This window comes from Marinomonas sp. TW1, assembly GCF_001625355.1.
Taxonomy (GTDB): Bacteria; Pseudomonadota; Gammaproteobacteria; order Pseudomonadales; family Marinomonadaceae; genus Marinomonas.
In genome coordinates this window covers 38,290-61,886 of record NZ_JSEE01000002.1, presented here as the reverse complement: position 1 = coordinate 61,886, position 23,597 = coordinate 38,290, and the positions used below count along the sequence as shown (strand labels likewise).

At 44.6% G+C, this 23,597-nt stretch carries 26 protein-coding genes; 23 read left to right on the top strand and 3 right to left on the bottom strand.

Annotated features, from left to right (window positions below; all coding sequences use genetic code 11):
• The first annotated feature begins 15 nt into the window (after nt 1-15).
• From OA79_RS01890 to OA79_RS01860, 7 genes are all read left to right on the top strand, one after another.
• Nucleotides 16-816 (top strand): inositol monophosphatase family protein, encoded by an 801-nt coding sequence (locus OA79_RS01890; protein ID WP_063331531.1) that lies wholly within the window; start codon nt 16-18, stop codon nt 814-816.
• A gap of 97 nt (nt 817-913) precedes the next feature.
• On the top strand, nt 914-1,375 hold the full coding sequence (locus OA79_RS01885) for a DUF2489 domain-containing protein (RefSeq protein WP_063331530.1): 462 nt from the start codon (nt 914-916) through the stop codon (nt 1,373-1,375).
• Nucleotides 1,372-1,743, top strand: a complete 372-nt coding sequence (locus OA79_RS01880) for a hypothetical protein (protein WP_063331529.1) — start codon at nt 1,372-1,374, stop codon at nt 1,741-1,743. Before OA79_RS01885 ends, OA79_RS01880 begins: the two co-directional genes overlap by 4 nt.
• Before the next feature lie 29 nt (nt 1,744-1,772).
• On the top strand, nt 1,773-2,603 hold the full coding sequence (locus tag OA79_RS01875; protein ID WP_063331528.1) for a mechanosensitive ion channel family protein: 831 nt from the start codon (nt 1,773-1,775) through the stop codon (nt 2,601-2,603).
• Between the two features lie 89 nt (nt 2,604-2,692).
• A complete protein-coding gene (gene greB, locus OA79_RS01870) occupies nt 2,693-3,202 on the top strand; it encodes a transcription elongation factor GreB (protein WP_063331527.1) in 510 nt (169 codons plus the stop codon).
• Nucleotides 3,199-4,062 (top strand): DUF72 domain-containing protein, encoded by an 864-nt coding sequence (locus OA79_RS01865; RefSeq protein WP_063331526.1) that lies wholly within the window; start codon nt 3,199-3,201, stop codon nt 4,060-4,062. The genes greB and OA79_RS01865 overlap by 4 nt, the downstream gene beginning before the upstream one ends.
• 35 nt (nt 4,063-4,097) lie before the next feature.
• Nucleotides 4,098-4,406, top strand: coding sequence for a hypothetical protein (locus OA79_RS01860; protein WP_063331525.1), 309 nt, complete (start codon nt 4,098-4,100; stop codon nt 4,404-4,406).
• 9 nt (nt 4,407-4,415) lie between these two features.
• Here the strand turns inward: OA79_RS01860 and OA79_RS01855 are convergent, their stop codons facing one another.
• The 3 genes from OA79_RS01855 to OA79_RS01845 all read right to left on the bottom strand — a co-directional run bounded on the left by OA79_RS01855 (nt 4,416) and on the right by OA79_RS01845 (nt 7,079).
• A complete protein-coding gene (locus OA79_RS01855) occupies nt 4,416-4,961 on the bottom strand; it encodes an NUDIX hydrolase (protein WP_063331524.1) in 546 nt (181 codons plus the stop codon).
• Between the two features lie 10 nt (nt 4,962-4,971).
• Nucleotides 4,972-6,228, bottom strand: coding sequence for an HlyC/CorC family transporter (locus OA79_RS01850; protein WP_063331523.1), 1,257 nt, complete (start codon nt 6,226-6,228; stop codon nt 4,972-4,974).
• A gap of 83 nt (nt 6,229-6,311) precedes the next feature.
• Nucleotides 6,312-7,079: a cytochrome C assembly family protein gene (locus OA79_RS01845; RefSeq protein ID WP_063331522.1), complete on the bottom strand. Its 768-nt coding sequence runs from the start codon at nt 7,077-7,079 to the stop codon at nt 6,312-6,314.
• Between the two features lie 129 nt (nt 7,080-7,208).
• Here OA79_RS01845 and ffh point away from each other — a divergent pair, with 129 nt between their 5' ends.
• The 16 genes from ffh (at nt 7,209) to OA79_RS01765 (ending at nt 23,453) form a co-directional block, all read left to right on the top strand.
• Complete coding sequence (gene ffh, locus OA79_RS01840) at nt 7,209-8,588, top strand: signal recognition particle protein (RefSeq protein ID WP_063331521.1); 1,380 nt, start codon at nt 7,209-7,211, stop codon at nt 8,586-8,588.
• A 177-nt stretch (nt 8,589-8,765) separates the two neighbouring features.
• Nucleotides 8,766-9,014: a 30S ribosomal protein S16 gene (gene rpsP / locus OA79_RS01835; RefSeq protein WP_013795135.1), complete on the top strand. Its 249-nt coding sequence runs from the start codon at nt 8,766-8,768 to the stop codon at nt 9,012-9,014.
• Nucleotides 9,015-9,028: 14 nt separating this feature from the next.
• Nucleotides 9,029-9,574 (top strand): ribosome maturation factor RimM, encoded by a 546-nt coding sequence (gene rimM / locus OA79_RS01830; RefSeq protein ID WP_063331520.1) that lies wholly within the window; start codon nt 9,029-9,031, stop codon nt 9,572-9,574.
• 21 nt (nt 9,575-9,595) lie between these two features.
• On the top strand, nt 9,596-10,348 hold the full coding sequence (trmD, locus tag OA79_RS01825; RefSeq protein ID WP_063331519.1) for a tRNA (guanosine(37)-N1)-methyltransferase TrmD: 753 nt from the start codon (nt 9,596-9,598) through the stop codon (nt 10,346-10,348).
• 69 nt (nt 10,349-10,417) lie between these two features.
• Nucleotides 10,418-10,780: a 50S ribosomal protein L19 gene (gene rplS / locus OA79_RS01820; RefSeq protein ID WP_063331518.1), complete on the top strand. Its 363-nt coding sequence runs from the start codon at nt 10,418-10,420 to the stop codon at nt 10,778-10,780.
• Between the two features lie 101 nt (nt 10,781-10,881).
• Nucleotides 10,882-11,598 carry a DsbC family protein gene (locus tag OA79_RS01815; RefSeq protein WP_063331517.1) on the top strand — a complete coding sequence of 239 codons (717 nt, stop codon included), beginning with the start codon at nt 10,882-10,884 and terminating at the stop codon, nt 11,596-11,598.
• Between the two features lie 138 nt (nt 11,599-11,736).
• On the top strand, nt 11,737-13,038 hold the full coding sequence (locus OA79_RS01810) for a homoserine dehydrogenase (RefSeq protein WP_082825336.1): 1,302 nt from the start codon (nt 11,737-11,739) through the stop codon (nt 13,036-13,038).
• Between the two features lie 11 nt (nt 13,039-13,049).
• Entirely contained in the window at nt 13,050-14,435 is a 1,386-nt protein-coding gene (gene thrC, locus OA79_RS01805; protein WP_063331516.1) for a threonine synthase, read from the top strand.
• Between the two features lie 83 nt (nt 14,436-14,518).
• A complete protein-coding gene (locus OA79_RS01800) occupies nt 14,519-15,238 on the top strand; it encodes a 16S rRNA (uracil(1498)-N(3))-methyltransferase (RefSeq protein WP_063331515.1) in 720 nt (239 codons plus the stop codon).
• Nucleotides 15,239-15,406: 168 nt separating this feature from the next.
• On the top strand, nt 15,407-16,504 hold the full coding sequence (locus OA79_RS01795) for a GGDEF domain-containing protein (RefSeq protein WP_063331514.1): 1,098 nt from the start codon (nt 15,407-15,409) through the stop codon (nt 16,502-16,504).
• Between the two features lie 73 nt (nt 16,505-16,577).
• On the top strand, nt 16,578-18,302 hold the full coding sequence (gene recJ, locus OA79_RS01790; RefSeq protein WP_063331513.1) for a single-stranded-DNA-specific exonuclease RecJ: 1,725 nt from the start codon (nt 16,578-16,580) through the stop codon (nt 18,300-18,302).
• Between the two features lie 109 nt (nt 18,303-18,411).
• Entirely contained in the window at nt 18,412-19,254 is an 843-nt protein-coding gene (gene folD / locus OA79_RS01785; RefSeq protein ID WP_063331512.1) for a bifunctional methylenetetrahydrofolate dehydrogenase/methenyltetrahydrofolate cyclohydrolase FolD, read from the top strand.
• A gap of 82 nt (nt 19,255-19,336) precedes the next feature.
• Nucleotides 19,337-19,927 carry a UPF0149 family protein gene (locus tag OA79_RS01780; RefSeq protein ID WP_063331511.1) on the top strand — a complete coding sequence of 197 codons (591 nt, stop codon included), beginning with the start codon at nt 19,337-19,339 and terminating at the stop codon, nt 19,925-19,927.
• A gap of 44 nt (nt 19,928-19,971) precedes the next feature.
• On the top strand, nt 19,972-21,288 hold the full coding sequence (locus OA79_RS01775) for an aminopeptidase P N-terminal domain-containing protein (RefSeq protein WP_063331510.1): 1,317 nt from the start codon (nt 19,972-19,974) through the stop codon (nt 21,286-21,288).
• A gap of 14 nt (nt 21,289-21,302) precedes the next feature.
• On the top strand, nt 21,303-22,508 hold the full coding sequence (locus OA79_RS01770; RefSeq protein ID WP_063331509.1) for a UbiH/UbiF/VisC/COQ6 family ubiquinone biosynthesis hydroxylase: 1,206 nt from the start codon (nt 21,303-21,305) through the stop codon (nt 22,506-22,508).
• 117 nt (nt 22,509-22,625) lie between these two features.
• The gene (locus OA79_RS01765) at nt 22,626-23,453 is read left to right on the top strand and encodes an HDOD domain-containing protein (RefSeq protein WP_063331508.1); all 828 of its coding nucleotides are present in this window, start codon (nt 22,626-22,628) and stop codon (nt 23,451-23,453) included.
• Nucleotides 23,454-23,597: the final 144 nt, after the last annotated feature.

Here is a 23,597-nt window from a genome sequence, read left to right as displayed (position 1 = left end):
GTAAAAGGAAATGATATGTCGTCTGATTATGATCAATGGTTGAATTTCGCTAAGCAGTTAGCTCAAGACGCAGGTAACCTTATCATTGAGGCTCGTGAAACGGCGATGTTTGATTGTAACTATAAGTTGCATCATGAATTGGTAACTTCGACAGACATTGCGGTGGATGCTTTTATATGTGAGAAAATTACGGCGACTTTTCCACATCATAAAATACTTTCAGAAGAGTCTTTTCCTGAGCTTGATGTTGATAACTTGATCGAAGATGTGCCTGTTTGGGTAATTGATCCGATTGATGGTACGGTCAATTTTGCTCATGGCCATCACCATGTGGTGGTTTCGATTGGTCTGTTTATTGGTTCGGTGCGTATTTTAGGCGTGGTTTATGCGCCTTTTTTGGCTGAATGCTATTCTGCATTGCGGGGAAGAGGTGCTTATTGTAATGATAAAAAGCTCGCTGTTTCCGGAGCTACAACGCTTCGCAATGCGCTGGTTGCAACAGGCTTTCCGTATCAGAAAACATCATTGCCAAGTTTGATTGAGCGATTAAGTCGAGTGCTTCATGCTTGTCAGGATGTCAGGCGAAATGGTTCTGCGGCATTGGATTTGTGTTGGGTGGCAGCGGGTCGATTAGACGCTTATTACGAGACGGTGAAGCCTTGGGATATGGCGGCTGGTGCTTTGATTGCGGAAGAAGCTGGTGCTCAGTTAGGGTATTTTTCCGCGCCTCAGGCGGCTTGGCCTGAAGCGGTCAATGGAGAAGGGCTGTTGGTATCGACACCGGATTTATATGATGATTTAAAGGCGTTGCTTTAATTAGTAAGCGACAAGTATTGTTGGAATGTCACCCCGTTGTTATTTGATTGACATAATTGGGTGTTTTATTTGTATAGATTAAGTTTGAAGGTTTTGTATGTCTCTGACCGTATTTTTCTTAGTGTTGCTAGCTTGTGTTGTCGTAATGGGTGTTTCACTTTGGTTTATTCGCCAACAATTGCAGGCCAATCAATTGAGAGCGGAGCGCATTCAAGCGGGTGAAGCGCGTTATCAAGAAGAGCGTCAAAAAGCGGTGGACAGCATCCGAGTGTTGCTGAAAGTGGCTGGCACGGATGAAGTGAATTGGATTGAAGCAAGCATTCGAATTAAAAATTTATTAGACAGGCTGAGTATCGATTTATCGGAGCATGAAGACATTTCGGTATTTTATCTGGTTACCGAGAAAACCGAACATATCCCAACCCATGAACAATGGCGAACTCTGCCGAAACAAGCTAAAAATAAATTTCAAAAAGAAATGGATGGGTATGAAAAGACGCATTTAGACGATCTCAAAAAAGCCAAAGTGTCATTGTTGGCGTTTGATTTTTCAGAATGATGTTAGAGCTTCTGCTGTCTGCGTTTGTCTTTTTTGTTTTATTGGTGGGGTTGATGCTTTTCTTTGTTCGTCATCAGTCCAAATTACCTTATTATAGACAAAGTCAGGCGGATTGGGTTGCTATGTTAGAAAAAGCACTTGCGGGAAGTTTGCCTGAGTATGAATGGCATGCCTTTATTGGTTTGAGTATCCGTGATAATGAAAGTTTGGATGCCCTCAGGGAGCAATGTTGCTGGATTGATGAATTCGAAACGAAAGGAACTCAGTTGGTAAAGGGGCGACTTTGTGTGTCTTTTAGTAACGAAGGGCGGAAAGAATTAGAAAAATTGTTAGATGAGTGGCAGCATAAGGCAGATTATTTGGTCTGATGAAATTTTTTAAGGATAGGGTTTAGATTATGAATGATATACAGGCGGTATTTGATCAGGGTGCTGAGTGGATGCCTTGGGTAATGGACATCGCACTTAATCTAGCGGTTGGCTTGGTTATTTTCTTTGTGGGTAAATTTATTGCGGCAAAGATTTCTGGTTGGTGTGAAAAGCGTTTATTGAAATCTTCTGTGGACAAAGCCGTAGCCGGTTTTGCCTCAAGCATCTTATATGCTTTGATGTTTGCTGGTGTTGTATTGATGGCGTTGGGTCAAATCGGGGTGGAAACGACCTCTTTCATTGCCATTTTAGGTGCGGCTGGTCTGGCTGTTGGTTTGGCTCTGCAAGGCTCTTTGTCTAATTTTGCCTCTGGTGTGTTGATTATCCTATTGCGTCCATTTCGTTCGGGTGATTTTGTGGATGCGGGTGGTCAAATGGGAACTGTGAATCGTATTGAGCTGTTTCATACGCATCTAACCACACCGGATAACCGTGTCATCATCGTACCTAATTCAGCGATAATGAACGGTGCTATCGTGAATTTCTCTCGTGAATCGACTCGTCGTTTGGATCTCGTGGTTGGGATCAGTTACGATGCGGACATTCGTTTGGCAAAGCAGATTATGGAAGAAATTGTGGAAGCTGATGAGCGCATTTTAAAAGATCCAGCTTGCGTGATTGCTGTTGCAGAACTGGCGGACAGTTCCGTGAACTTTAATCTGCGTCCTTGGGTTGCGTCGGCAGACTATTGGACGGTACGTGCGGATTTGTTAGAAAAAATCAAATATGCCTTTGATGAACGTGGTGTTGGTATTCCTTACCCGCAAATGGACGTTCATGTGCACAAACAAGAATCTTAATTTTTTTACCAATTAAGATTAAAATGCCGCTAAGTACGTTTACTTAGCGGCATTTTTTATGGCTGCTGTTATCCATTTGAGGCTTTTACATGAGTCGTTATCGACCTCCTGCACCACCTAAATCGAATTACATTACTTATGAGGGTTCGCAAACATTATTGGCGGAGCTTAAGTATCTTTGGAAAGAAAAGCGTCCGGCTGTGACGGAGTCTGTCCGTGAGGCTGCTGCACAAGGGGATAGGTCGGAAAATGCAGAATACATATACGGAAAGAAACAGCTGCGTGAAATTGATCGTCGAGTGCGTTATTTAGAAAAACGTCTGGATCATTGCAAAGTGGTTGATCGCATCCCTGATGATCAAAGTAAGGTGTTTTTTGGTGCTTGGGTCACTTTAGAAGATGAGGACGGGCAACAAGAGTGTTTTCGTATTGTTGGGCCTGATGAGTTGGATCATCAGGCAGATTACATCAGCATGGATTCGCCAGTGGCAAAGGCGTTGTTGAAAAAAGAAGAGGGTGATGAGGTAACGATTCGTCGAGCTCAAGGGGAAAAACTCTACTTCATTGAGCGTGTTGAATATCGTCCGGTCAGTTTATGACTGTTTTGTACGGCATGGCGCAGTGGCAGCATCCGGCTTGGATCGATTGGCTGTATTCGTCTGCGGTGCCTGGTGGTGAGCGGTTGGCAGAATATGCAAAAGTCTTTTCTTCGGTAGAGGTGGGCAGTACCTTTTATGCGCCAGTGGCGGATGAGCAATTAATGCGCTGGTACCGGCAGGTTGGAGCGGAGTTTCGCTTTTGTTTTAAAGTGCCGCAACAAATTTCGCATGCGTCAGCGCAACGTCCATGGCAAGCCGTACGTGATGATTGGATGGCTTTTCAGAAAACATTGGTGCCGCTTATCGCTAAGCTAGGGCCAACCATGTTGCAGCTTCCTGGGCGATTGGCAGCGGAGCGTTTGCCATACATTTTAGCCTTAATGGATGAGTGGCAGTTGAGTACACCGTTAAGTGTGGAGGTTCGTCATTTGGATTTTTTTGATAAAGGCGAACATGAAATGATTTTCATGAAAGCTTTATCTGAGCGCCAAGTTGATCGAGTCGTTATGGATTCGCGCCCTGTGTTTTCAACACCAGCCTATAATGAGAGTCTTGTGGAGGCTCAACAAAAGAAGCCAAGAGTGCCGTGTCATCCTATTGCGACGGCGACAGCTCCTGTCGTGCGCTATATTGGTCATCCAGATCTGCAGCGTAATCATGTCTGGCTCGATCAATGGGCGGTCAAAATAAAGCAATGGTTAGAGCTGGGGTTATGTCCTATCGTCTTTGTGCATTCTTCCGACAATATTGCCGCGCCGACTTTGGCGTCTTGGTTGGATGATAAGCTGGTGGCGAATGGTGCTTTACCCCATAAACAACTGGTTTTGCCTGATACTTTAGAACAAATGAGTTTGATTTAGCGATTAATGCTCTCTTTGAAATGAAGGACGTGTTTATGTATTCGTTAGTGTTTTATGTTCCTGCAACGCATCTTGAGGCGGTAAAGAGTGCGGTTTTTGCTGCTGGCGCTGGTCGAATGGGAAATTATGAGGCGTGTTGCTGGCAGGTGCTTGGGCAAGGGCAGTTTCGTCCTATGTCTGGTGCTCAACCTTTTCTTGGTGAGGTGGGCAAGGCTGAGCGGGTTGAAGAGTACCGAGTAGAAATGGTGTTGTTGGAGCAATATAAAGAAGCGGTCGTCGCTGCTTTGCGTTTAGCTCATCCCTATGAGGAAGTGGCTTATCATTTGATTCACTTAGAATCTTGATGTGTTGGTTTAATCTGGCACAGAGTTAAGTAGTATGACGTCTTCGTGAAAACCGTATTGTCCTGTTTTGTGGTCTTCGATAAAAAATTCCAAGGTTTTGGTGACGCTACTAAAGGCCAACTCCTCCCATGGAATGTCTTTTAAGTCGAAGAGTGCGACTTCGGAGCTCTCTTCTGTTGGGTGAAAGTCGTCTTTTTCCAGTTCTGCAAGGTAGAAAAGGTGTACCTGATTAATTCTTGGGATGCTGATCATGCTAAAGGCTTGCCGGCATTTGGCTACCGAACCGGACTCTTCTAATGTCTCGCGAAGAGCGCCTTCGCTGGTGGTTTCTTGATTTTCCATGAAGCCAGCAGGTAAGGTCCAGAATCCAAACTGTGGCTCAATGTTACGACGACATAGAAGGATTTTGCCCTGATAAAGTGGAATGGTGCCGGTGATCATCCTCGGATTATCATAATCAATATGAGCGCAATTCGGACAGACTGCTCGTGTGCGGTTATCACCTTGTGGGATGGTCATTTCAACTTGGTGACCACATTTAGGGCAGTATCTCATGACGTATCCTTTACCGCTTTAATTGAAGCTTGGCGAATTTCACAACCTTGTCTTCGATTTCTTGGATTTCAATTTGGTAATGTTCTACCCAAAGGCTGATTGGGTGTTCAGGGATAAATTCAAGTGTTTCTATGATCAAACCGTTTAGGGTTTTTGGCCCATCGGTTGGCAAGTGCCAATCTAGCGCCTTGTTGATCTCTCGAATGTGAGTTGAGCCTTCGATGCGGAAGGAGCCATCATCCAGTGTTTGAATCTCTTCTTCTTCGTCTTGGGTTGGTGGCGTGAACTCGCCAACAATTTCTTCAAGAACGTCTTCTAATGCCGCTATGCCTTGAACGTCACCGTATTCGTCGACCACGATCCCCATCTGTTGATGGTCCTTTTGGAAATTTAATAGAACCGTATTTAACGAGGTGCTTTCTGGGATGAAGTAGGGTTCAACGGTCGCTTTTAGTAATGCGGCTTTAGAAGGGGTTGGATCGCGTAAGAACATGGCGGCATGGCGAGCATGTAGGATGCCAATCACCTTGTTGATCTCGCCATTATAGACGGGCATACGGGTGTGGCGTGTTTGGCAGATTTGTTCAATGATCTCTTCGATAGAGTCTTCAATATCAATGCCAACAACATCATTTCGTGGAATCATAATGTCTTCCACAGAGACTTTTTCTAAGTCTAAAATGGATAGCAGCATTTCTTGGTGAGCGGCTGGAATAAGTCCGCTGGCTTCGTTTACCACGGTGCGAAGTTCTTCAGAGTCCAATGTGTCTTGATTGTTGTGGTGTGCTTGTACGCCAAAAATACGTAATAAACCATTGGATAAGGTGTTGACGAGCAATACCAGTGGATAAAGTAATTTTAATATAATCGCAAGAATCCATGAGAATGGAAAAGCCAACTTTTCTGGATACAAGGCGGCAAAGGTTTTTGGTGTGACTTCAGCAAAGATAAGAATGACCAAAGTGAGCGCTGCTGTTGCAATGGCAACCCCTGCGTCTCCCCATAATCTTACCGCAATGATGGTCGCAATGGCGGAAGCGAGGATATTGACAAAATTATTGCCAATCAAAATTACGCCAATAAGGCGATCTGGGCGTTCAAGTAAAGAGCTGACTTTAATCGCTGATTTATGCTTGTTCTTCACAAGATGCTTTAGTCGGTATTTATTTAAAGACAGCATGCTTGTTTCTGAGCTTGAAAAGAAAGCAGAGAATAGAATGAGAAAAAACAGTATTCCGCCGAGAATACTTAAGGGGACTTCGTTCAAAAATGGATCGCCTCAATAATTATGATAGTGGAATTATTAGTTCTTACGAACCGACTGTCAAACATACTTTGTGAATTCGATCATTATTGCAATAGGATTTGTAATGCAATGCGGCTACCAAAGTAGCCTAGCATTAACAAGAAGAAGCCGCTAAGGGTTAATTTGACGGCAAGTTGCCCGCGCCAGCCCGCTAAATGTCGGCCAAGCAATAGGCCTGCGAACACAAACCAAGACGCTATAGTGAAAAAGGTTTTGTGTACTAAGTGTTGTGCAAACATGTCTTCTATAAAGTAGAAGCCAGTCAGTATGGTGATGGTCAATAGAATAAAAGCGGCCCAAATGAATTCAAACATTAAGCTTTCCAAAACCTGCAGTGGAGGGACGCGCAGCAGTTGCTTTAGTTTGTGGTGTTTAAGTTGGTATTCTTGCATGGCCAGCAAAATCCCGACCCCGCAAGCGGTGGCAAATAAGCTGTAAGCAACGGAAGCGATAAGAATGTGAGCGCTGGTGCCCCATGAATTGCTGTGAAGCGGCTTCAAATCCCAAGGTTCAATGGCATTGAGAGCCAAAATAATGGCGCTAAGAGGGAACGCTGTGCCGATTAGTAGGGATAAATCTTTGTCTCTGTTACTAAACCACAGCAAGGTGTTGCCAATTAAGGCGATTAATAAGCCAATGGTTAAAAAATTGAAGCCATCACGATTAAGCAATAATTGCATTAATGAAAATGTATGTACCGCAATGGCAAGCGCGCCAATCAGCTGTGTGAAGCGGTTGTGGGGGCGAAAAAAGTAAACCGCACCAGCAATTAAGCAGGCTGTGCAAGCTAACCAAAGCGATATTTGAGTCATGAACTAGGATGTCCGCTTAGTAAAGGTATAGGGTGATAATCATTTATCCGTTATAATAAAACCAATTTCACCTTGGATAAACTGATAGCGTCAGTTTTTTTCTATTTTTGAGCCAAATTCGAGGGCAATATGTTCGACAGTTTATCAGAACGCTTAACCTCCTCCCTTGATCGAATTCGAGGAAGAGCCAAATTAACCGAAGACAACATTAAAGATGTGCTACGTGAAGTACGCATGGCTTTATTAGAAGCGGATGTGGCGCTTCCTGTTGTCAAAGACTTTATTGCCGCCGTTAAAGAACGCGCTGTGGGTACAGAAGTCTCAAAAAGCCTTAGTCCTGGGCAGGTTTTTTTAAAGATTGTTAAACAGGAACTGGAAGCGGTTATGGGTCAAGCCAATGATGGCTTGAATCTGCGCGTTGCTCGTCCAGCCGTGATTTTAATGGCGGGTTTGCAAGGGGCGGGTAAAACAACCTCAACGGCTAAACTGGCTAAATATTTAAAAGAACGTGAGAAAAAATCTGTCTCTGTGGTCAGTGCTGACGTTTACCGTCCAGCGGCGATTAAGCAGTTAGAAACGCTGGCAAATGAAATTGATGTGGACTTCATTCCCAGTGATCTGTCACAAAAACCAATCGACATTGTGAATAATGCGATTGATTACGCTAAAAAGGCTCATAAAGACGTCGTTATTGTCGATACAGCGGGTCGTTTGGCGATTGATGAAGACATGATGGCTGAGATTAAGTTGCTTCACGCGGCCATTAATCCAATCGAGACCTTATTTGTTGTGGATGCCATGACAGGTCAAGATGCCGCTAATACAGCCAAGGCTTTCGGCGATGTATTGCCACTGACCGGTGTTGTGTTGACTAAGACCGATGGTGATGCTCGTGGTGGTGCGGCTCTGTCTGTCCGTCATATTACCGGTAAGCCGATCAAGTTCTTGGGTGTAGGGGAAAAAACCGACGCATTAGAACCATTCCACCCTGATCGTTTGGCGTCTCGTATCCTGGGCATGGGCGACATGTTGTCCTTGATCGAGGAAGCCGAGCAAAAGATTGATAAAGATAAAGCCGAAAAACTGGCCGGTAAATTAAAGAAAGGCAAAGGCTTTGACTTAGAAGACTTTAAAGAGCAGCTTCAGCAGATGAAAAACATGGGCGGAATGAGCTCTATGTTGGATAAGCTGCCAGGCATGGGGCAGTTAGGTAATATTCAAGATCAAGTGGATGACAAGATGTTTGTGCGAATGGAGGCTTTGATTAACTCAATGACCCCAGCAGAACGTCGGAATCCGGATGTGATTAATGGTTCTCGTAAAAAACGTATCTCCACTGGTGCGGGTTTACAGATTCAGGATTTGAATCGATTATTAAAGCAGCATAAACAGATGCAGAAGATGATGAAGAAGTTCAGCAGCAAAGGCGGCATGAAAAAAATGATGCGCGAACTAGGTGGAATGATGCCTGGCGGTCTTCCTGGTGGTGGCGGATTTCCTAAGCTGTAGCACTATTTAGTTGTTTTTACAGGCATTAGCAAAAAAAGTGCCGATTTTATTGAAAGGGCGAGCAATTCGCCCTTTCGTTTTTCTAGTTTATCGACTAGAATATGCCGCCTTCTTGTAGTATGAGTCAAAAATCGACTCGGCAAGAGGTGTTTCGTTAAGCAATAAGGAACCAATCATATGGTAACTATTCGTCTTTCTCGTGGTGGCTCTAAGAAGCGCCCATTCTATCACTTGAACGTGGCTGATAGCCGTCGTGCTCGTGATGGTCGTTATATCGAGCGCTTGGGTTTCTTTAATCCTGTTGCTCGTGGTCAAGAAGAACGTTTACGCGTCGATTTAGATCGTGTAAATCACTGGGTTAGCCAAGGCGCTCAGCTATCTGACCGTGCTGCTCAGCTTGTTAAAGAAGCTAGCAAAAACGCTTAATCAGAGGTAGTGCTATGTCTAAAGTAAAGCAAGCGGCCGCTCCTGAGCAAGCCCTTGTGGTTGGACGCATTACATCTGTTTATGGTGTTAAAGGGTGGGTGAAGTTGTATTCGCACACCGACCCAATGCAAGGGATCTTTGATTACAAGCATTGGTGGTTGAAAACCCCAAGTGGGTGGAAAACGCTAGAGTTAAGCCAAGGTCGCTTGCAAGGGCGAGGTTTGGTGGCATCGGTGAATGGCTATAATGACAGAGATCAAGTTAAAGAAATCTGTGGTTTGGATATTTACATTGATGCGCAGGATCTTCCTGATTTAGATGACGGTGATTATTACTGGAGTCAACTAGAAGGTCTAAGGGTAATTACCAAAGAGGGTGTCCTCTTGGGGAAGGTTTCGCAACTTATGGAAACCGGTGCGAATGATGTTGTGGTTGTCAGTGCGTGTGAAGGTAGTTTTGATCGTGAAGAACGCCTGATTCCTTATGTACCAGACACTTATGTTCTAAACATCGATTTGGAACAAAAGGAAATGGTCGTTGATTGGGATCCGGAATTTTAACTAACAAGCTGAGGTCATCACGTGAAGGTAAGCGTTATATCGCTCTTTCCGGAAATGTTTCAAGCCATTACCCAATACGGTGTAACGGGCAGAGCCATTAAGTCTGGGTTGGTTGAGGTGGATTATATTAATCCCCGCGATTTTACTCAGGATAAACATAAGACTGTGGATGATCGACCTTATGGTGGTGGTCCTGGGATGTTGATGAAAGTTCAGCCTCTCAAAGATGCGATTGAGTGCGCTAAGCAAAAAGTGCCCAACGCAAAAGTTATTTTTTTATCCCCTCAAGGGCGTACACTGACGCAAGAAGGTGTGCAGCAACTTGCTAAACAAGCAGAATTTATTCTGGTAGCAGGTCGTTATGAAGGCGTCGATGAGCGTTTGATTCAATCTGAGATTGATGAAGAATGGTCAATCGGTGATTTTGTCCTAAGTGGTGGTGAGTTGCCGGCTATGGTGCTTATGGATTCTGTCTTTCGGATGGTGCCAGGAGTACTAGGAAAGCAGGCTTCAGCAGAAGAGGATTCGTTTGCTGATGGTTTGTTGGATTGCCCGCATTATACTCGCCCCGAAGTGCTTAACGGTGAGCCTGTGCCACCGGTACTACTTAGCGGCAACCATGAGGCGATAAGGCGCTGGCGATTAAAGCAGAAGCTCGGAAGAACTTGGCAACGCCGGCCAGACCTTTTGCAGAACCTTGAGTTGGACAAGGAACAGCAGAAGTTGTTAGAAGAGTTTATTCGCGAAACTGAAGATTCAACCTCGGCAGAGTAGGAATTGCGAGCTTATCAGATAGAAGAACCTTCGAACTGATAAGAAACCATATTATTAGGAGTCACATCCATGAGTAATAAAACTAAACTGATTCAGCAACTAGAAGCTGAACAGATGACAAAAGAAGTCCCAGCATTTGGTCCTGGTGACACGGTTGTCGTACAAGTTAAAGTTAAAGAAGGTTCACGCGAGCGTCTACAGGCCTATGAAGGTGTTGTAATCTCTAAGCGTAACCGTGGTCTAAACTCAGCATTTACTGTTCGTAAAATTTCGAGCGGTATCGGTGTTGAGCGTGCTTTCCAAACTTACAGCCCATTGGTTGAGAGTGTTGAAGTGAAACGCCGCGGTGACGTGCGTCAAGCTAAGATCTACTACCTACGCGAGCGTTCTGGTAAATCTGCACGTATTAAAGAGAAGTTGGCTAAACGCTAATTTATCTTCCTTAAAAAGGCGACGTAAGTCGCCTTTTTTTGTGGAACTAACTCCCTTTCGTATGGCCTAATAGAGACAATTCATTTGTCTTTGAGGTTTTCATGAAACACATCTTTTCTTTCTTGGTTCGTGCGTTTTGCATTGTCGGACTTTCCCTTCCTTATACCTCTACTTTTGCTGACCAAGACCAAGTTCGTCAATCGCTTCAAACCGCGTTACCTCAATACACTATTGGCTCGATAGAGTGGCATGAGCAGGCTGGTATCTACTCAGTGGAAGTAGAGGGTGGCCCAACTCTTTACATGACGAAAAATGCTCAATACTTTGTTGTTGGTAATTTATATCGAATAGACGCGGATGGTCTGGTGAATGAAACTGAGCAAGCCAAACGCGCTAAGTTGGAATCGTTACCAGAGTCAGACATGGTGGTGTTCAAAGCGGAAAATGAAAAAACACACATCACGGTTTTTACCGATGTCGATTGTGGTTATTGCCGTATGTTGCATAACGATGTCGCAAGTTTGAATGAGATGGGAATTACGGTGCGTTATTTGGCTTACCCAAGAGCGGGAATTGGTTCTTTTTCTTATCGTAAGATGGTGAGTATCTGGTGTTCTGATGACCCTAAAAAGTGGATGACAGAAGCGAAAACAGGTGCAGATGTGCCAGAAAACAAATGTGTTAATCCTGTCGCTGATCAGTATCAGTTAGGGAGTGAGCTGGGTGTCCGAGGCACGCCGACCATAATCTCTAAAGATGGTGTGTTTTTGCCAGGTTATCTGCCACCGAAAGAGCTGGCTAGTAAACTTGGGTTATAGTCTTATTGCAAAATATTCCACTTAACATGAGCCTAGTTCAGCCTTTTCTTCGTTGGGTTTATGTGGTTCAGGCGTTATAATGAAGCGTTTTTAGTGGCGAAATAACAAATAATTAAATCATCTCTGTGGGGTAACGTTTTGAAACCGGTAAAAGTCGGAATTTGTGGGCTGGGAACAGTAGGATCCGGTAGTTTTAATATTCTTTTGAAAAATGCAGAAGAAATTACGCGACGTGTTGGACGTAGCATTGTTATTGAGCAGGTGGGTGCTCGTCGTGACAATGATACATGTGATACCACAGGTATTAACGTAACCCGTGATATTTTCGACGTGGTTAACAATCCAGAGATTGATATTGTTCTTGAATTGATTGGTGGTACCAGCGTTGCTAAAGAGCTGGTAATGACGGCGCTTGAAAATGGTAAGCACGTTGTTACAGCGAATAAAGCGTTAATCGCCGAACATGGCAACGAGATTTTTGCCAAAGCACAGGAAAAAGGCGTCATCGTTGCCTTTGAAGCGGCTGTTGCTGGCGGTATTCCGATTATCAAAGCGGTACGTGAAGGACTTTCTGCGAATCGCATTGATTGGTTGGCTGGCATCATTAATGGTACTGGCAATTTTATTCTGACAGAAATGAGCGAAAAGCAGCGTAACTTTGATGATGTGTTGGCCGAAGCGCAAGCCCTAGGCTATGCGGAAGCGGATCCGACGTTTGATGTTGAAGGCATTGATGCTGCGCATAAGCTGACTATTCTAGCGTCCATCGCGTTTGGCATTCCATTGCAGTTTGAAAAGACATATACCGAGGGAATCAGTCGTGTCACGTCTGAAGATGTTGCTTTTGCCGATGAGCTTGGTTATGCGGTTAAACATTTAGGTATTGCTCGCCGAACTAAACAGGGTATTGAGTTGCGTGTTCACCCGACCTTGATTGCTCGTAAACACTTGTTGGCAAGTGTCAATGGTGTGATGAATGCCATTATGGTGCAGGGGGACGCAGTGGGTCCAACATTGACCTACGGTGCTGGTGCTGGGGCGTTGCCAACGGGCTCTTCTGTTGTTGCTGATGTGATTGATGTGGCACGTACGCTGACCGCAGATCCAACGAATCGTGTCCCACATTTGGCGTTTCAGGCGGATGCCTTGTCAGATGTTGAGGTTCTGCCAGTCGAAGAAATTGAGTGTGGTTTCTTCCTTAACATGACGATTCAAGATCGTGCTGGTGTCTTGGCAAACATTACGCAAATTTTATCCAATAATGATATCAGTATCGAATCTCTGATTCAGCGTGAGCGTGAAGGCAGTGACCTTGTGCCTTTGGTTGTTATGACGCATGAAGTAAAAGAACGCAATATGAATGCTGCCATTGCAGCCATTGAAGCCTTACCGGACGTTGCGGGTTCTGTGCAACGTATTCGTGTCGAAAACTTGGCTTAAGAGAGAATTATATGAAATACATTTCAACTCGTGGTAAAGCACCGGCCTTGTCCTTTGGTGACGTTTTATTGGCCGGTTTGGCAAACGATGGTGGCTTGTATGTGCCAGAAAGCCTACCTCATTACAGCAAAGAAGAGATTGCGTCTTGGGCGAACCTTAGTTACCAAGACTTAGCCTTCAAAGTAATGTGGCCTTTTGTAGAAGGTGACATTCCTGCTGATGCCTTTAAGGACATGATTAATGAGGCATACGCGAGCTTTAATCATACTTCTATCGCGCCTATGGTTCAGGTCGGTAATAACGAGTGGATACTGGAATTATTCCGTGGTCCAACCTTGGCCTTTAAAGATTTTGCATTACAATTGCTAGGTCGTTTAATGGACTATGTTCTGTCTGAACGTAAAGAAAAACTGGTTATCCTTGGTGCCACTTCGGGTGATACAGGGTCGGCGGCGATTGAAGGTTGCCGTCATTCAGAACATCTGAATATCTTTATTTTGCACCCTTATCAACGTGTGTCCGAAGTACAGCGTCGTCAAATGACAACGGTAATTGATAATAATGTGTTTAATGTGGCTGTGAAAGGTAACTTTGACGATTGCCAAGGCATGGTGAAATCCAGCTTTGCGGATCAATCTTTCCTGAAAGGTGCGAAACTTGGTGCGGTGAATTCGATTAACTGGGCGCGTATTATGGCTCAAATCGTTTATTACTTCTCTTCGGCTCTGGCTGTTGGTGCGCCACATCGTAAAGTGTCTTTCTCGGTTCCAACGGGAAACTTTGGTGATATCTTTGCGGGTTATTTAGCCAAGCAGATGGGCTTGCCAGTGGATCAGCTGGTTGTTGCTACTAACCAGAATGACATTTTACATCGTGTGATTGGTGAAAATGATATGAGTCGCCAAGCCTTAAATGTAACCTTGTCACCCAGTATGGATATCATGGTATCGAGTAACTTTGAGCGTTTGTTGTTTGATGCTCATGGCCGTGATGGTGCCGCAATTGATGAGTTAATGGCGCGTTTCAATCAGGGTGATGTATCGTTAAATGATCAAGCTTGGTCTTATGTAAAAGAGAACTTTGACAGTTACAAAGTGGATGATAAGCGCACTTGTGATGTCATTGCTGAAGTCCATGCCAATACTCAGTATTTGTTGGATCCGCATACGGCGATTGGTCTGGAAGCGGCACGCCAATGCTGGAAAGATAAGTCTGTGCCTATGATTACTTTGGCGACAGCTCACCCTGTGAAATTCCCTGAAGCAGTAGAAAAAGCTGGCTGTGAATCGCCTAGTTTGCCTGAACATATGAAAGACTTGTTCGAGCGTGAAGAGTCTTATACTGTGTTGGACAATGAACTGGCGCAAGTTCAGTCTTTTGTGGCTGATCGTATCTAAGTAACGTAGTAAATTGCCTTGTTATCGCGGTCGAGTTTTGACCGCGATCTTTCATCATTCCTCTTAGTTTTAAACCTTATTATATGAACCTGATTATACTAGAGCCTGCCCTGACATTGTCCGAAGGGCGTTATGCACTGACGGAACGTCAGCAGTCACATATTAATCAAGTGATTAAGGCGGAATCGGGGAATGTATTACGAGTCGGTCTATTGGGTGGTGATTTAGGAGAAGGCGTGTACCAAGCGGCAAGTGCCGATTTACCGGCACACATTCATTCTTTGCAGCTTACGCAAAAGCCACCTAAAGCCTTGCCTATGGTATTAGTGATGGCATTGCCTCGTCCTAATATGTTGAAACGGACTTTGCATAATATTACCGCGATGGGCGTCAAAGAACTGTATTTAATCCATTCATCCAAAGTAGAAAAAAGTTATTGGCAAAGCCCTGTGTTGCAGCCGGAGTCAATTCGCCAGACTTTGTTAGAAGGGCTTGAGCAAGCAAAAGATACCATCATGCCAAATTATACTATGGTGCCAAGATTCCGTCCTTTTGTGGAAGACCAACTGCCACATATATTAAGTGGGAAATTAGGCCTATTGGCTCACCCTTATCAAGCTAAATCGTGTCCAGTGGATTTGCAGGAGTCATGTGTCTTGGCATTGGGGCCAGAAGGTGGTTGGAACGAGTTTGAGGTCAGCAAGTGGTTAGAGGCGGGAATGTCGAGTGTGCATTTAGGTGAGCGAATTTTGAAAGTAGAAACGGTTGTCCCTGTTCTTTTGTCTCGCTTATACCCAGCTTAATCTCTTAATCTCTTAATCTCTTAATCTTACTTATATTTAGCTTAAACTCCTTCAATTGTTGTTATTTGTAACTAAAGTGCTTTTTGGGAAGAGGTGTTTGGGTCTTTAGGGTAATATCTTTCTTAAATAACCTTAACTAGATTAAGGGTAATAAGTCAGGGTTACGGCATGTCAGATAAAGATTCAGCTGCTTTACAGAGACCAACAAGTTTAAAGTCAAAACTTCATTTTATTACTCGCTTTTATGTGGGCGATGTATCTAAGTTGTCTCCAGATGACATTCGTCGAGTGTTGATCATTAATCTGTTTGCCAGTGTTGGTATCCTTTTTACTTTTCCTTTGGGGATTGCTTCGTTTTTTCAGGGTAAGTTACTGTTAGGCGTGGTGCTAATCAGTATTGCTTTTTTGTATGCCGCTAACCATCTGTACCTCAGGCGTACTCATCATCACGCCATGTCCGGAAATTTTGTGATATACCCTTTATATGCCTTAATGCTTTACCTGATTTACACGGGAGGCGTTAATGGAACAGGGCATGTGTGGCTTTTTTGTGTGCCTGCTGTGGCGTTGTTTTTACACGGTTTAAAGAAAGGGCTGATTGAGCTGGGCATTTTTACTCTGCTGTTAACGGCGCTAATGTTTTATACCGATAATCATTTTTCACAGTTTGGTTATCACTCATCATTAAAGTCTCGAATCCTCTTTGCCTTTGCTGTCGTGGTCTTTTTATCCGGTATTTATGAATTCTCTATGTCTCGTTTTAATGATGAATTAAAGCGCACGTCGGCGAAGCTAAAATTGGTGGCTTATACCGACATGTTAACGAACCTCTTGAACCGTCGTGGTATTTATCAAAAACTTGAGAAGCGACAACAGGCTCATTTGTTGTTGGCGGATGTGGACTTTTTTAAACGTGTAAATGATGAATATGGACATGATGCCGGAGATTATGCGTTAGAAAAAATCGCCCAAATTATGGCCTCAGGATTGCCCAAAGGGGCTTTATCGTCACGTTGGGGAGGGGAAGAGTTTCTTCTTGCTGTATTTGACTGTTCATCGCATGACGCCTATGAAGTCGCAGAGTCTATCCGTAACCTAGTGGCCGACTATGAATTCAATTATCTGGATCAAAGTTTCCGCGTTACTTTGAGCTTTGGTGTCGCAACGATGAATGAAACGGTTTCTTTACGTGAAGCGATTACTTTAGCAGACAGTCATTTATACAATGCTAAGCGTGCCGGTCGAAATCAAACTCGTAAAGACTAATTTGACGGTCTTTGCCTGCCTTAAATTAATTCGTGTTATTCTTGCGCCTCAGTGATTTTCTTTGAGTGACCTTATGCGTATCGAGCGTCGTCTAGTGCCATCGGCACCTTGCCAATTTCCTACCAGTATGCCCGTCAGTTTACAGCGTATCTTTATGGCGAGAGAGGTCTTTAGTACGGAGCAAATTGACTATCGCTTGCCTCATCTTTTGAGACCGAATGCCTTGTTTGATTTGCCCAAGGCGGCCTCTATTTTAGCCGATGCCATTGTGGTAGGTGAAAAAATTCTGATTGTCGGTGATTTTGATGCGGACGGCGCAACCAGCACTAGCTTAGGCATTTTGGCGTTAGAAGCGATGGGGGCCGTCGAACCGACTTACTTGGTGCCCAATCGTTTTGAATTTGGTTATGGATTGACGCCAGAAATTGTAGCCGTTGCGCAACAGTATTCCCCTGATGTACTGGTAACGGTTGATAATGGCATTGCCAGTATTGATGGTGTTCAGGCGGCAAAATCTCATGGCATGAAAGTGGTGGTCACTGACCATCATTTACCTGGAGATCAATTGCCAAACGCGGATGCCATTGTGAATCCAAACCACCCTAGTTGTCAGTTTTTGAGTAAGAATCTAGCCGGTGTTGGGGTGATTTTTTATGTTATGTCGGCCTTAAGGGCTGAGTTGAATCAACGGAATTGGTTTGTTGAGCAGCATATTCCCGAACCTAAAATGGCGGATTTTTTAGATCTGGTGGCGCTGGGCACAGTGGCTGATGTGGTGCCGCTGGATAACAACAATCGTATCTTGGTTCAGCAAGGGATTAAGCGTATTCAAGCCGGTTTGGCGCGTCCTGGTATTTTGGCTTTGTTGGAAGTGGGGCGTCGTGACTATCGTCAGCTCAAAGCCTCTGATCTTGGTTTTGTGGTAGGGCCAAGGCTGAATGCTGCAGGTCGATTGGATGACATGTCGGTAGGTATTGAATGTTTATTGGCTACCCAGCCACATCAAGCTCAGCAATATGCACAGCAATTAGATCAGTTTAATCGTGAGCGAAAAGCCATTGAGTCCGATATGAAAGAGCAGGCTGAATTATTGCTTGAGTCATTATTAGACGATGAACAGAGTATGCCTCATGGTATGTGTTTTTATGATGCGGATTGGCATCAGGGGGTGATTGGTATCCTGGCATCTCGCATGAAAGAGAAGTGCCACCGCCCTGTGATTGCTTTTGCTCGTGTTGGTGAAGATGAATTAAAGGGCTCGGCTCGTTCCATTCCAGGTGTTCATATTCGAGATGCTCTGGATCTTTTAGCCAAGCGCTACCCTCAGTTATTAAGCAAATTTGGCGGCCATGCGATGGCGGCAGGCATGTCCATTAAAGAGTCTCATTATGAGGCTTTTCGATTGGCGTTTGATGCCATCATCGCTGAGTGGGTAACGGCGGATCAGTTAGAGGCGCGGATCATGACGGATGGTGAATTGGCCGCCGAAGATTTCAGCTTGAGCTTTGCTGAATTAGTGAGATTGTCTGGTCCTTGGGGGCAAGCGTTTCCTGAGCCTTGTTTTGATGGTGTATTTGATGTTTTGCAACAACGCATTGTCGGTGAAAAACATCTAAAGCTCATGGTGCGAGAGCCAAACAGCGGCTTGTTGTTGGATGCAATTAGTTTCTTTGTTGATCTGGATAAGTGGCCGAATGAAAAAGCCAGCCAAGTGCGCTTAGTGTATAAGCTGGATATCAATGAATTCCGTGGTCAGCGCAATTTACAATTGCTAGTGGATTATCTGGAAGCCGTTTAGTGGTGTATAAATTTGCTTAACAAATCCAGCCATTGATTGCCCATCGAATGCAAACTTGAGGTACAATGTGCCTCCCTCAAACATCACCTAATTATACTGGAGTTCATTCATGACAGCATTGGTTCTTGATGGCAAATTATGCGCCAAAGAAACCGAAACTCGCTTACAGGCTCAAGTGGCGGAGCTTAAAGAGCGTACTGGCGGCACCCCGATTTTAGCGACCATTTTGGTTGGTGCTGATCCGGCATCAGCGACGTATGTAAAAATGAAAGGCAATGCTTGTCGTCGTGTTGGTATGGACTCAATGGCCATTGAGCTTGATGAGACCACCACCACTGAACAGTTACTAAGCAAGATTCATGAGTTGAATGATAACCCTGATGTGCACGGTATTTTGTTGCAACATCCGGTACCAGAACAAATCGATGAGCGTTTGTGTTTTGATGCAATTGCGGCACACAAAGACGTTGATGGTGTGACTTGTCTTGGCTTTGGTCGTATGGCGATGCAAGAGCCAGCTTATGGCGCGGCCACGCCAGCGGGTATTATGCGTCTGTTAGCTGAGTACGATGTGAACTTGGAAGGTAAGCATGTGGTGGTCGTTGGGCGCAGTCCAATTTTAGGTAAGCCTATGGCCATGATGATGTTGAATGCCAATGCGACAGTGACCATTTGTCATTCTCGCACACAGAATTTGGCTGATTACGTAAAACAAGCAGACGTCATTGTCGGTGCGGTTGGTAAGCCAGAATTCATCAAAGCGGAATGGATCAAAGACGGTGCCGTGGTGGTTGATGCGGGTTATCACCCAGGCGGTGTTGGTGACATTGAACTTGGTCCTCTTACTGATCGAGTATCCGCTTATACACCTGTGCCTGGTGGTGTGGGGCCAATGACAATTAACACGCTTATTTTGCAAACCTTAGAATCTGGTTTGAAACAACTGGCCTAAAACGATAGATTGAACGATCGAGCCGCACTGTCATAGGTGCGGCTTCTTTTTTAAGCAGAGTAGAGATGATACGAGGTAGGCTATGTCTACAGAAATGTTAAAAGACGCATTGGATTTTGATCTCATTGCGGATGTGTTTGTGTCGGAGTCTATTACGGCATCACCAGCTGAATTACATGGTCAGTTATGCGGTTATTTAGCCTCTGGGGTAACCTTGCCATTAGAAGATTGGCTTACCATGGTGGTGGAGTTTTGCGACATCGAAAGCTGGAAAGAAGAGGCCAGTCGAGTGGCCATTGTTGACTTGTATAACGCCACTTTAACCTTGTTCCAAAATGGTGAATATGCACTTGTGCCCAGCATTGCGGACGACGATGCCGAATTATGTGAGCGTGGTGTAACTTTGTCCCAATGGGCTCATGGCTTCTTGGCCGGTTATGGTTTATCTGGTCAGAAAAAAGACTTATCAGAAGAAACTAAGCAGATATTACGTGACTTCGCAAACATCTCGGGCATGCAGTCTGAAATGCGCAGTCTCGAAGAAAATAATGATAATGAAGCGGATTTGACCGAATTGGTTGAGTATGTTCGTTTGTCTGCCATGATGATGTACTCAGAGCATCATGATATTAATCCAGATGCCGATCATTCGAAGCAAAACGCACTTCATTAATCCCCACTTAATGGACAACTTGATACAGATGAAATGAGGTCACTATGAAAATCACCTTGCAAACCTATCAATCCCGTCGTGAGCGTTTAATGGCAGCTTTGCCTGATAACAGTGTTGTGGTCATTCGTAATGGCGAGTTGGCGGTGCGTAATAATGATTGTGATTATGAATTTCGATCTGACAGCAGTTTCTATTATTTAACGGGGTTTCCAGAGCCCAGTGCGTACGCCATTATCTCGGGACAAGGTGATTTGACTCTAGTGAGTCTGCCAAAAGACCCAGAAAAAGAACAATGGGATGGTTTCCGTTATGGTATTGATGGCGCCATTCAAGAGTTTGGCGCCACTCAGGCTTTTGCTTTAGAGGCACTGGATGAGGTGTTATCGACAGCACTGGATGGTGCGGATTGCCTAGTCTATCGTTTTGCAGATCAAGCGTTACGTGAGCAGCTAGCCGTATGTCGCGATGGTTTAGCCGCGCGAGTTCGACTGGGTGCGCAAGCGCCTGTGCAATTGCTTGATGTAACCAATTATGTGGCGGAAATGCGTCTGCGGAAAGACGCTGAAGAAATTGCGATCATGGAAGCCGCTGCTCAAATTAGCGTTGAGGCTCATAAACAAGCGATGCGCTCAGTGAAGCCTGGTATGAAAGAATATCAGCTAGAAGCCGAACTTAACTATGTCTTCATGAAATCTGGTGCACGCCAGCCTGCGTATAACAACATTGTGGCGTCTGGTTCAAATGCCTGTGTTCTACATTACATTAAAAATGATGAAGACATTAAAGATGGCGATTTGGTGTTAATCGATGCCGGTGCTGAGTTGTCATGTTATGCGTCTGATATCACACGAACCTTTCCGGCTAACGGTAAATTTAGTGAGCCTCAGGCTGCGCTGTATCAATTGGTACTTGATGCCTATCAGGATGGGATGCAAGAACTGACAGTGGGCAACCCTTATGAGGCTTGTCACAATGCGGCAGTAAAGACACTAACCACAGGTTTGGTTCAGCTAGGGTTGTTATCCGGAGAAGTGGATACCCTGATCGAGAGCAAGGCATATCGCGACTTTTATATGCACAATACAGGGCACTGGTTAGGGTTAGATGTACACGATTGTGGCGCTTATAAGCTAGCAGGTGAGTCGCGTGCCTTAGAAGAAGGTATGGTATTGACCATAGAGCCGGGCTTGTATGTGTCAGAAGACAATTTAAAGGTAGATCCCAAGTGGCGTGGCATTGGCATTCGTATTGAAGACGATGTGTTGATTACGGCATCTGGTCCCTATGTTCTAACCCATGGTTTAGCGAAAGAAATAAGTGAGATCGAAGCTTTAATGGCTGAGGCTCATTCTATTAGTTAATTGGAGAAAGTGTGATGGCAAAATCCTATGATTTGATCCTTGTCGGTGCTGGTATGGTTGGAGGCTTATCTGCAATATTGTTGGCAAAGTCGTCCCTGCGAATTGCGCTTGTGGATAAACATACAGGGTTATACACACTTTCGACACCGCCTGCTTACGATGCTCGAGTCAGTGCCATTTCCAGTCAATCTAAAAGCTTATTAGAAGACGCTGGGGTTTGGCAAAATATCCCTAAAAACCGAATTGCTTCTTATGACAATATGGTGGTTTGGGATGGCTTGGGTGAGGGCATGGTCGATTTTAATGCTCATAATAGTGACATGCTCGAGTTAGGCCACTTAATTGAAAATGCGGTCTTAAATGAGCAACTGATGGCTCAGCTTAAAGACAATGCTAATGTTGATCTTTATTTGGGTGACCAGCTAGATAGCTATGAACTAAACGAGTCTGGAGTGACGGCAAGCTTGCTCTCTGGCCATCAATTGAATGCTCAGGCCATTATCGCGGCAGATGGCGCTATGTCTAAGCTAAGGCAAGACAATGACTTTGATACGGTCGAATGGGATTATGGCCATACGGCCATCGTCGCCACCATAGAAATAGGTCAAAGTCATCAAAATACCGCTTGGCAAAGTTTTGGTGAAGAAGGTATTTTGGCCTTTTTACCCATGCCCAGTGTGGATGGTAAAGAGTATATCTCCATTGTTTGGTCTGTTCCTCCTAGCGATGCTGAAGCCTTAATGAGCTTATCGGATGAGGCATTTTGCCAGCGTTTACACTATGCGATTAATCGTAAATTTGATGTCCTTTCGGTGACTCGTGAACGCCAAGCGATTCCATTACGTCAACGTCATGCCAAACAATATGTGAAGGCCGGTTTAGCTTTGATCGGTGATGCGGCTCATACTATTCATCCTTTAGCAGGTCAGGGGGCCAACCTTGGCTTTGGTGATGTCAAGGCTTTAGTGGCAGTATTATCCAAAGCACAGCGCCGCGGAGAAGCGTTAGGATCGTTAAAAGTATTACGACGTTATCAACGGGCTCGTATGTTAGATAACATTGCTATGGCGGCTGGCATGGAAACCTTTAAGCGTTTATTCGCAAGTCATCATCCTGCGGTGGTAGGGGTTCGTAATGTGGGTATGAAGTGCTTTAATCAAAATCGTTTTTTAAAAGATAAGGTCGTGGCACGTGCTGCTGGTTTGTCTTCTTTTTCTTGATATTAACGGAGACAGAAGACAGGCTTTTCAAAACGCTACTTATTTCCGGTTGCAAAAACATTTGGCTACCTTATCCTGCTTAATGGTATTTTTTTGATTACTGAAGGGTCGCCTCCTATGCGTGTAGAAGCGCTTTTAAAGCAAACCGACAAACTTCCTAATGTACCGGATGTGGTTCGTGAGCTCATTCAACTGCTTAATGATCCTGATGCCAATTATTCTGACATCAGTCAACGAGTGGCCCATGACCAAACCATTTCCCTGAAAATTCTGCGCATGGTGAATTCAGCCTACTTTGGTTTGTCTCGTAAGATCTCGTCTATTGATGAAGCGACTGTTTTGCTTGGCATGTCCAAACTAAAAACTCTGGTGATTGCCTCCGGTTTTGCCAGTTCCGTTGAAAAAGTGGAAGGCATTGATTTACCCGCTTTCTGGGCGGATTCTTTTCGAGTGGCGGAGTTAGCGAAGTGGGTCGCGAAGCGAACGGAGTTAGTCGACGAAGACGAAGCGTTTACCGTTGGGATTGTCCATAACATTGGACGCCTGTTGCTGCATCTAACTCAGCCAGACCTTGCCCTAGAGATCCAGGCGTTAGTCAATAATCGCAAAGCAAGCCGAGTGAAAGCGGAGCAGGACCTTTTGGGTTTTACCACTCAAGAGGCCGGTAAAACCTTGATGGATATGTGGAAGTTTCCTGCTGCTATGGGAGATGCCGTGCAGCAGCATAAGCGTCCGTTTATGAATGATGAGCCTCAGGCATTGGCTTGCGTACTCAATTTGGCTTGCTATTTAAATGCTTGTATCCGCAATGAACGGGATTCTGACTTGGTTAGAGAAGGCTTTCCCATGGCTGTTGCTAAGGGGGCGGGTTTAGGTGAGGGCATTCTTTTTGAGTTGGATGACGCTCTAATTATTGGCGATGGTTTAAATCAGCTTATAATATAGGTGGGTGTTTTCATAGAAATAACACAGGCTCAATGGAATGAGAATCGCTAGTGTTTGTGCTGTGCTTGTGCTAATTTCTTCTTTCAATTTTGACTAATTCCCCAAAGGCCTTATTTTCTATGCTTTGATGCACGGAAGTATCTG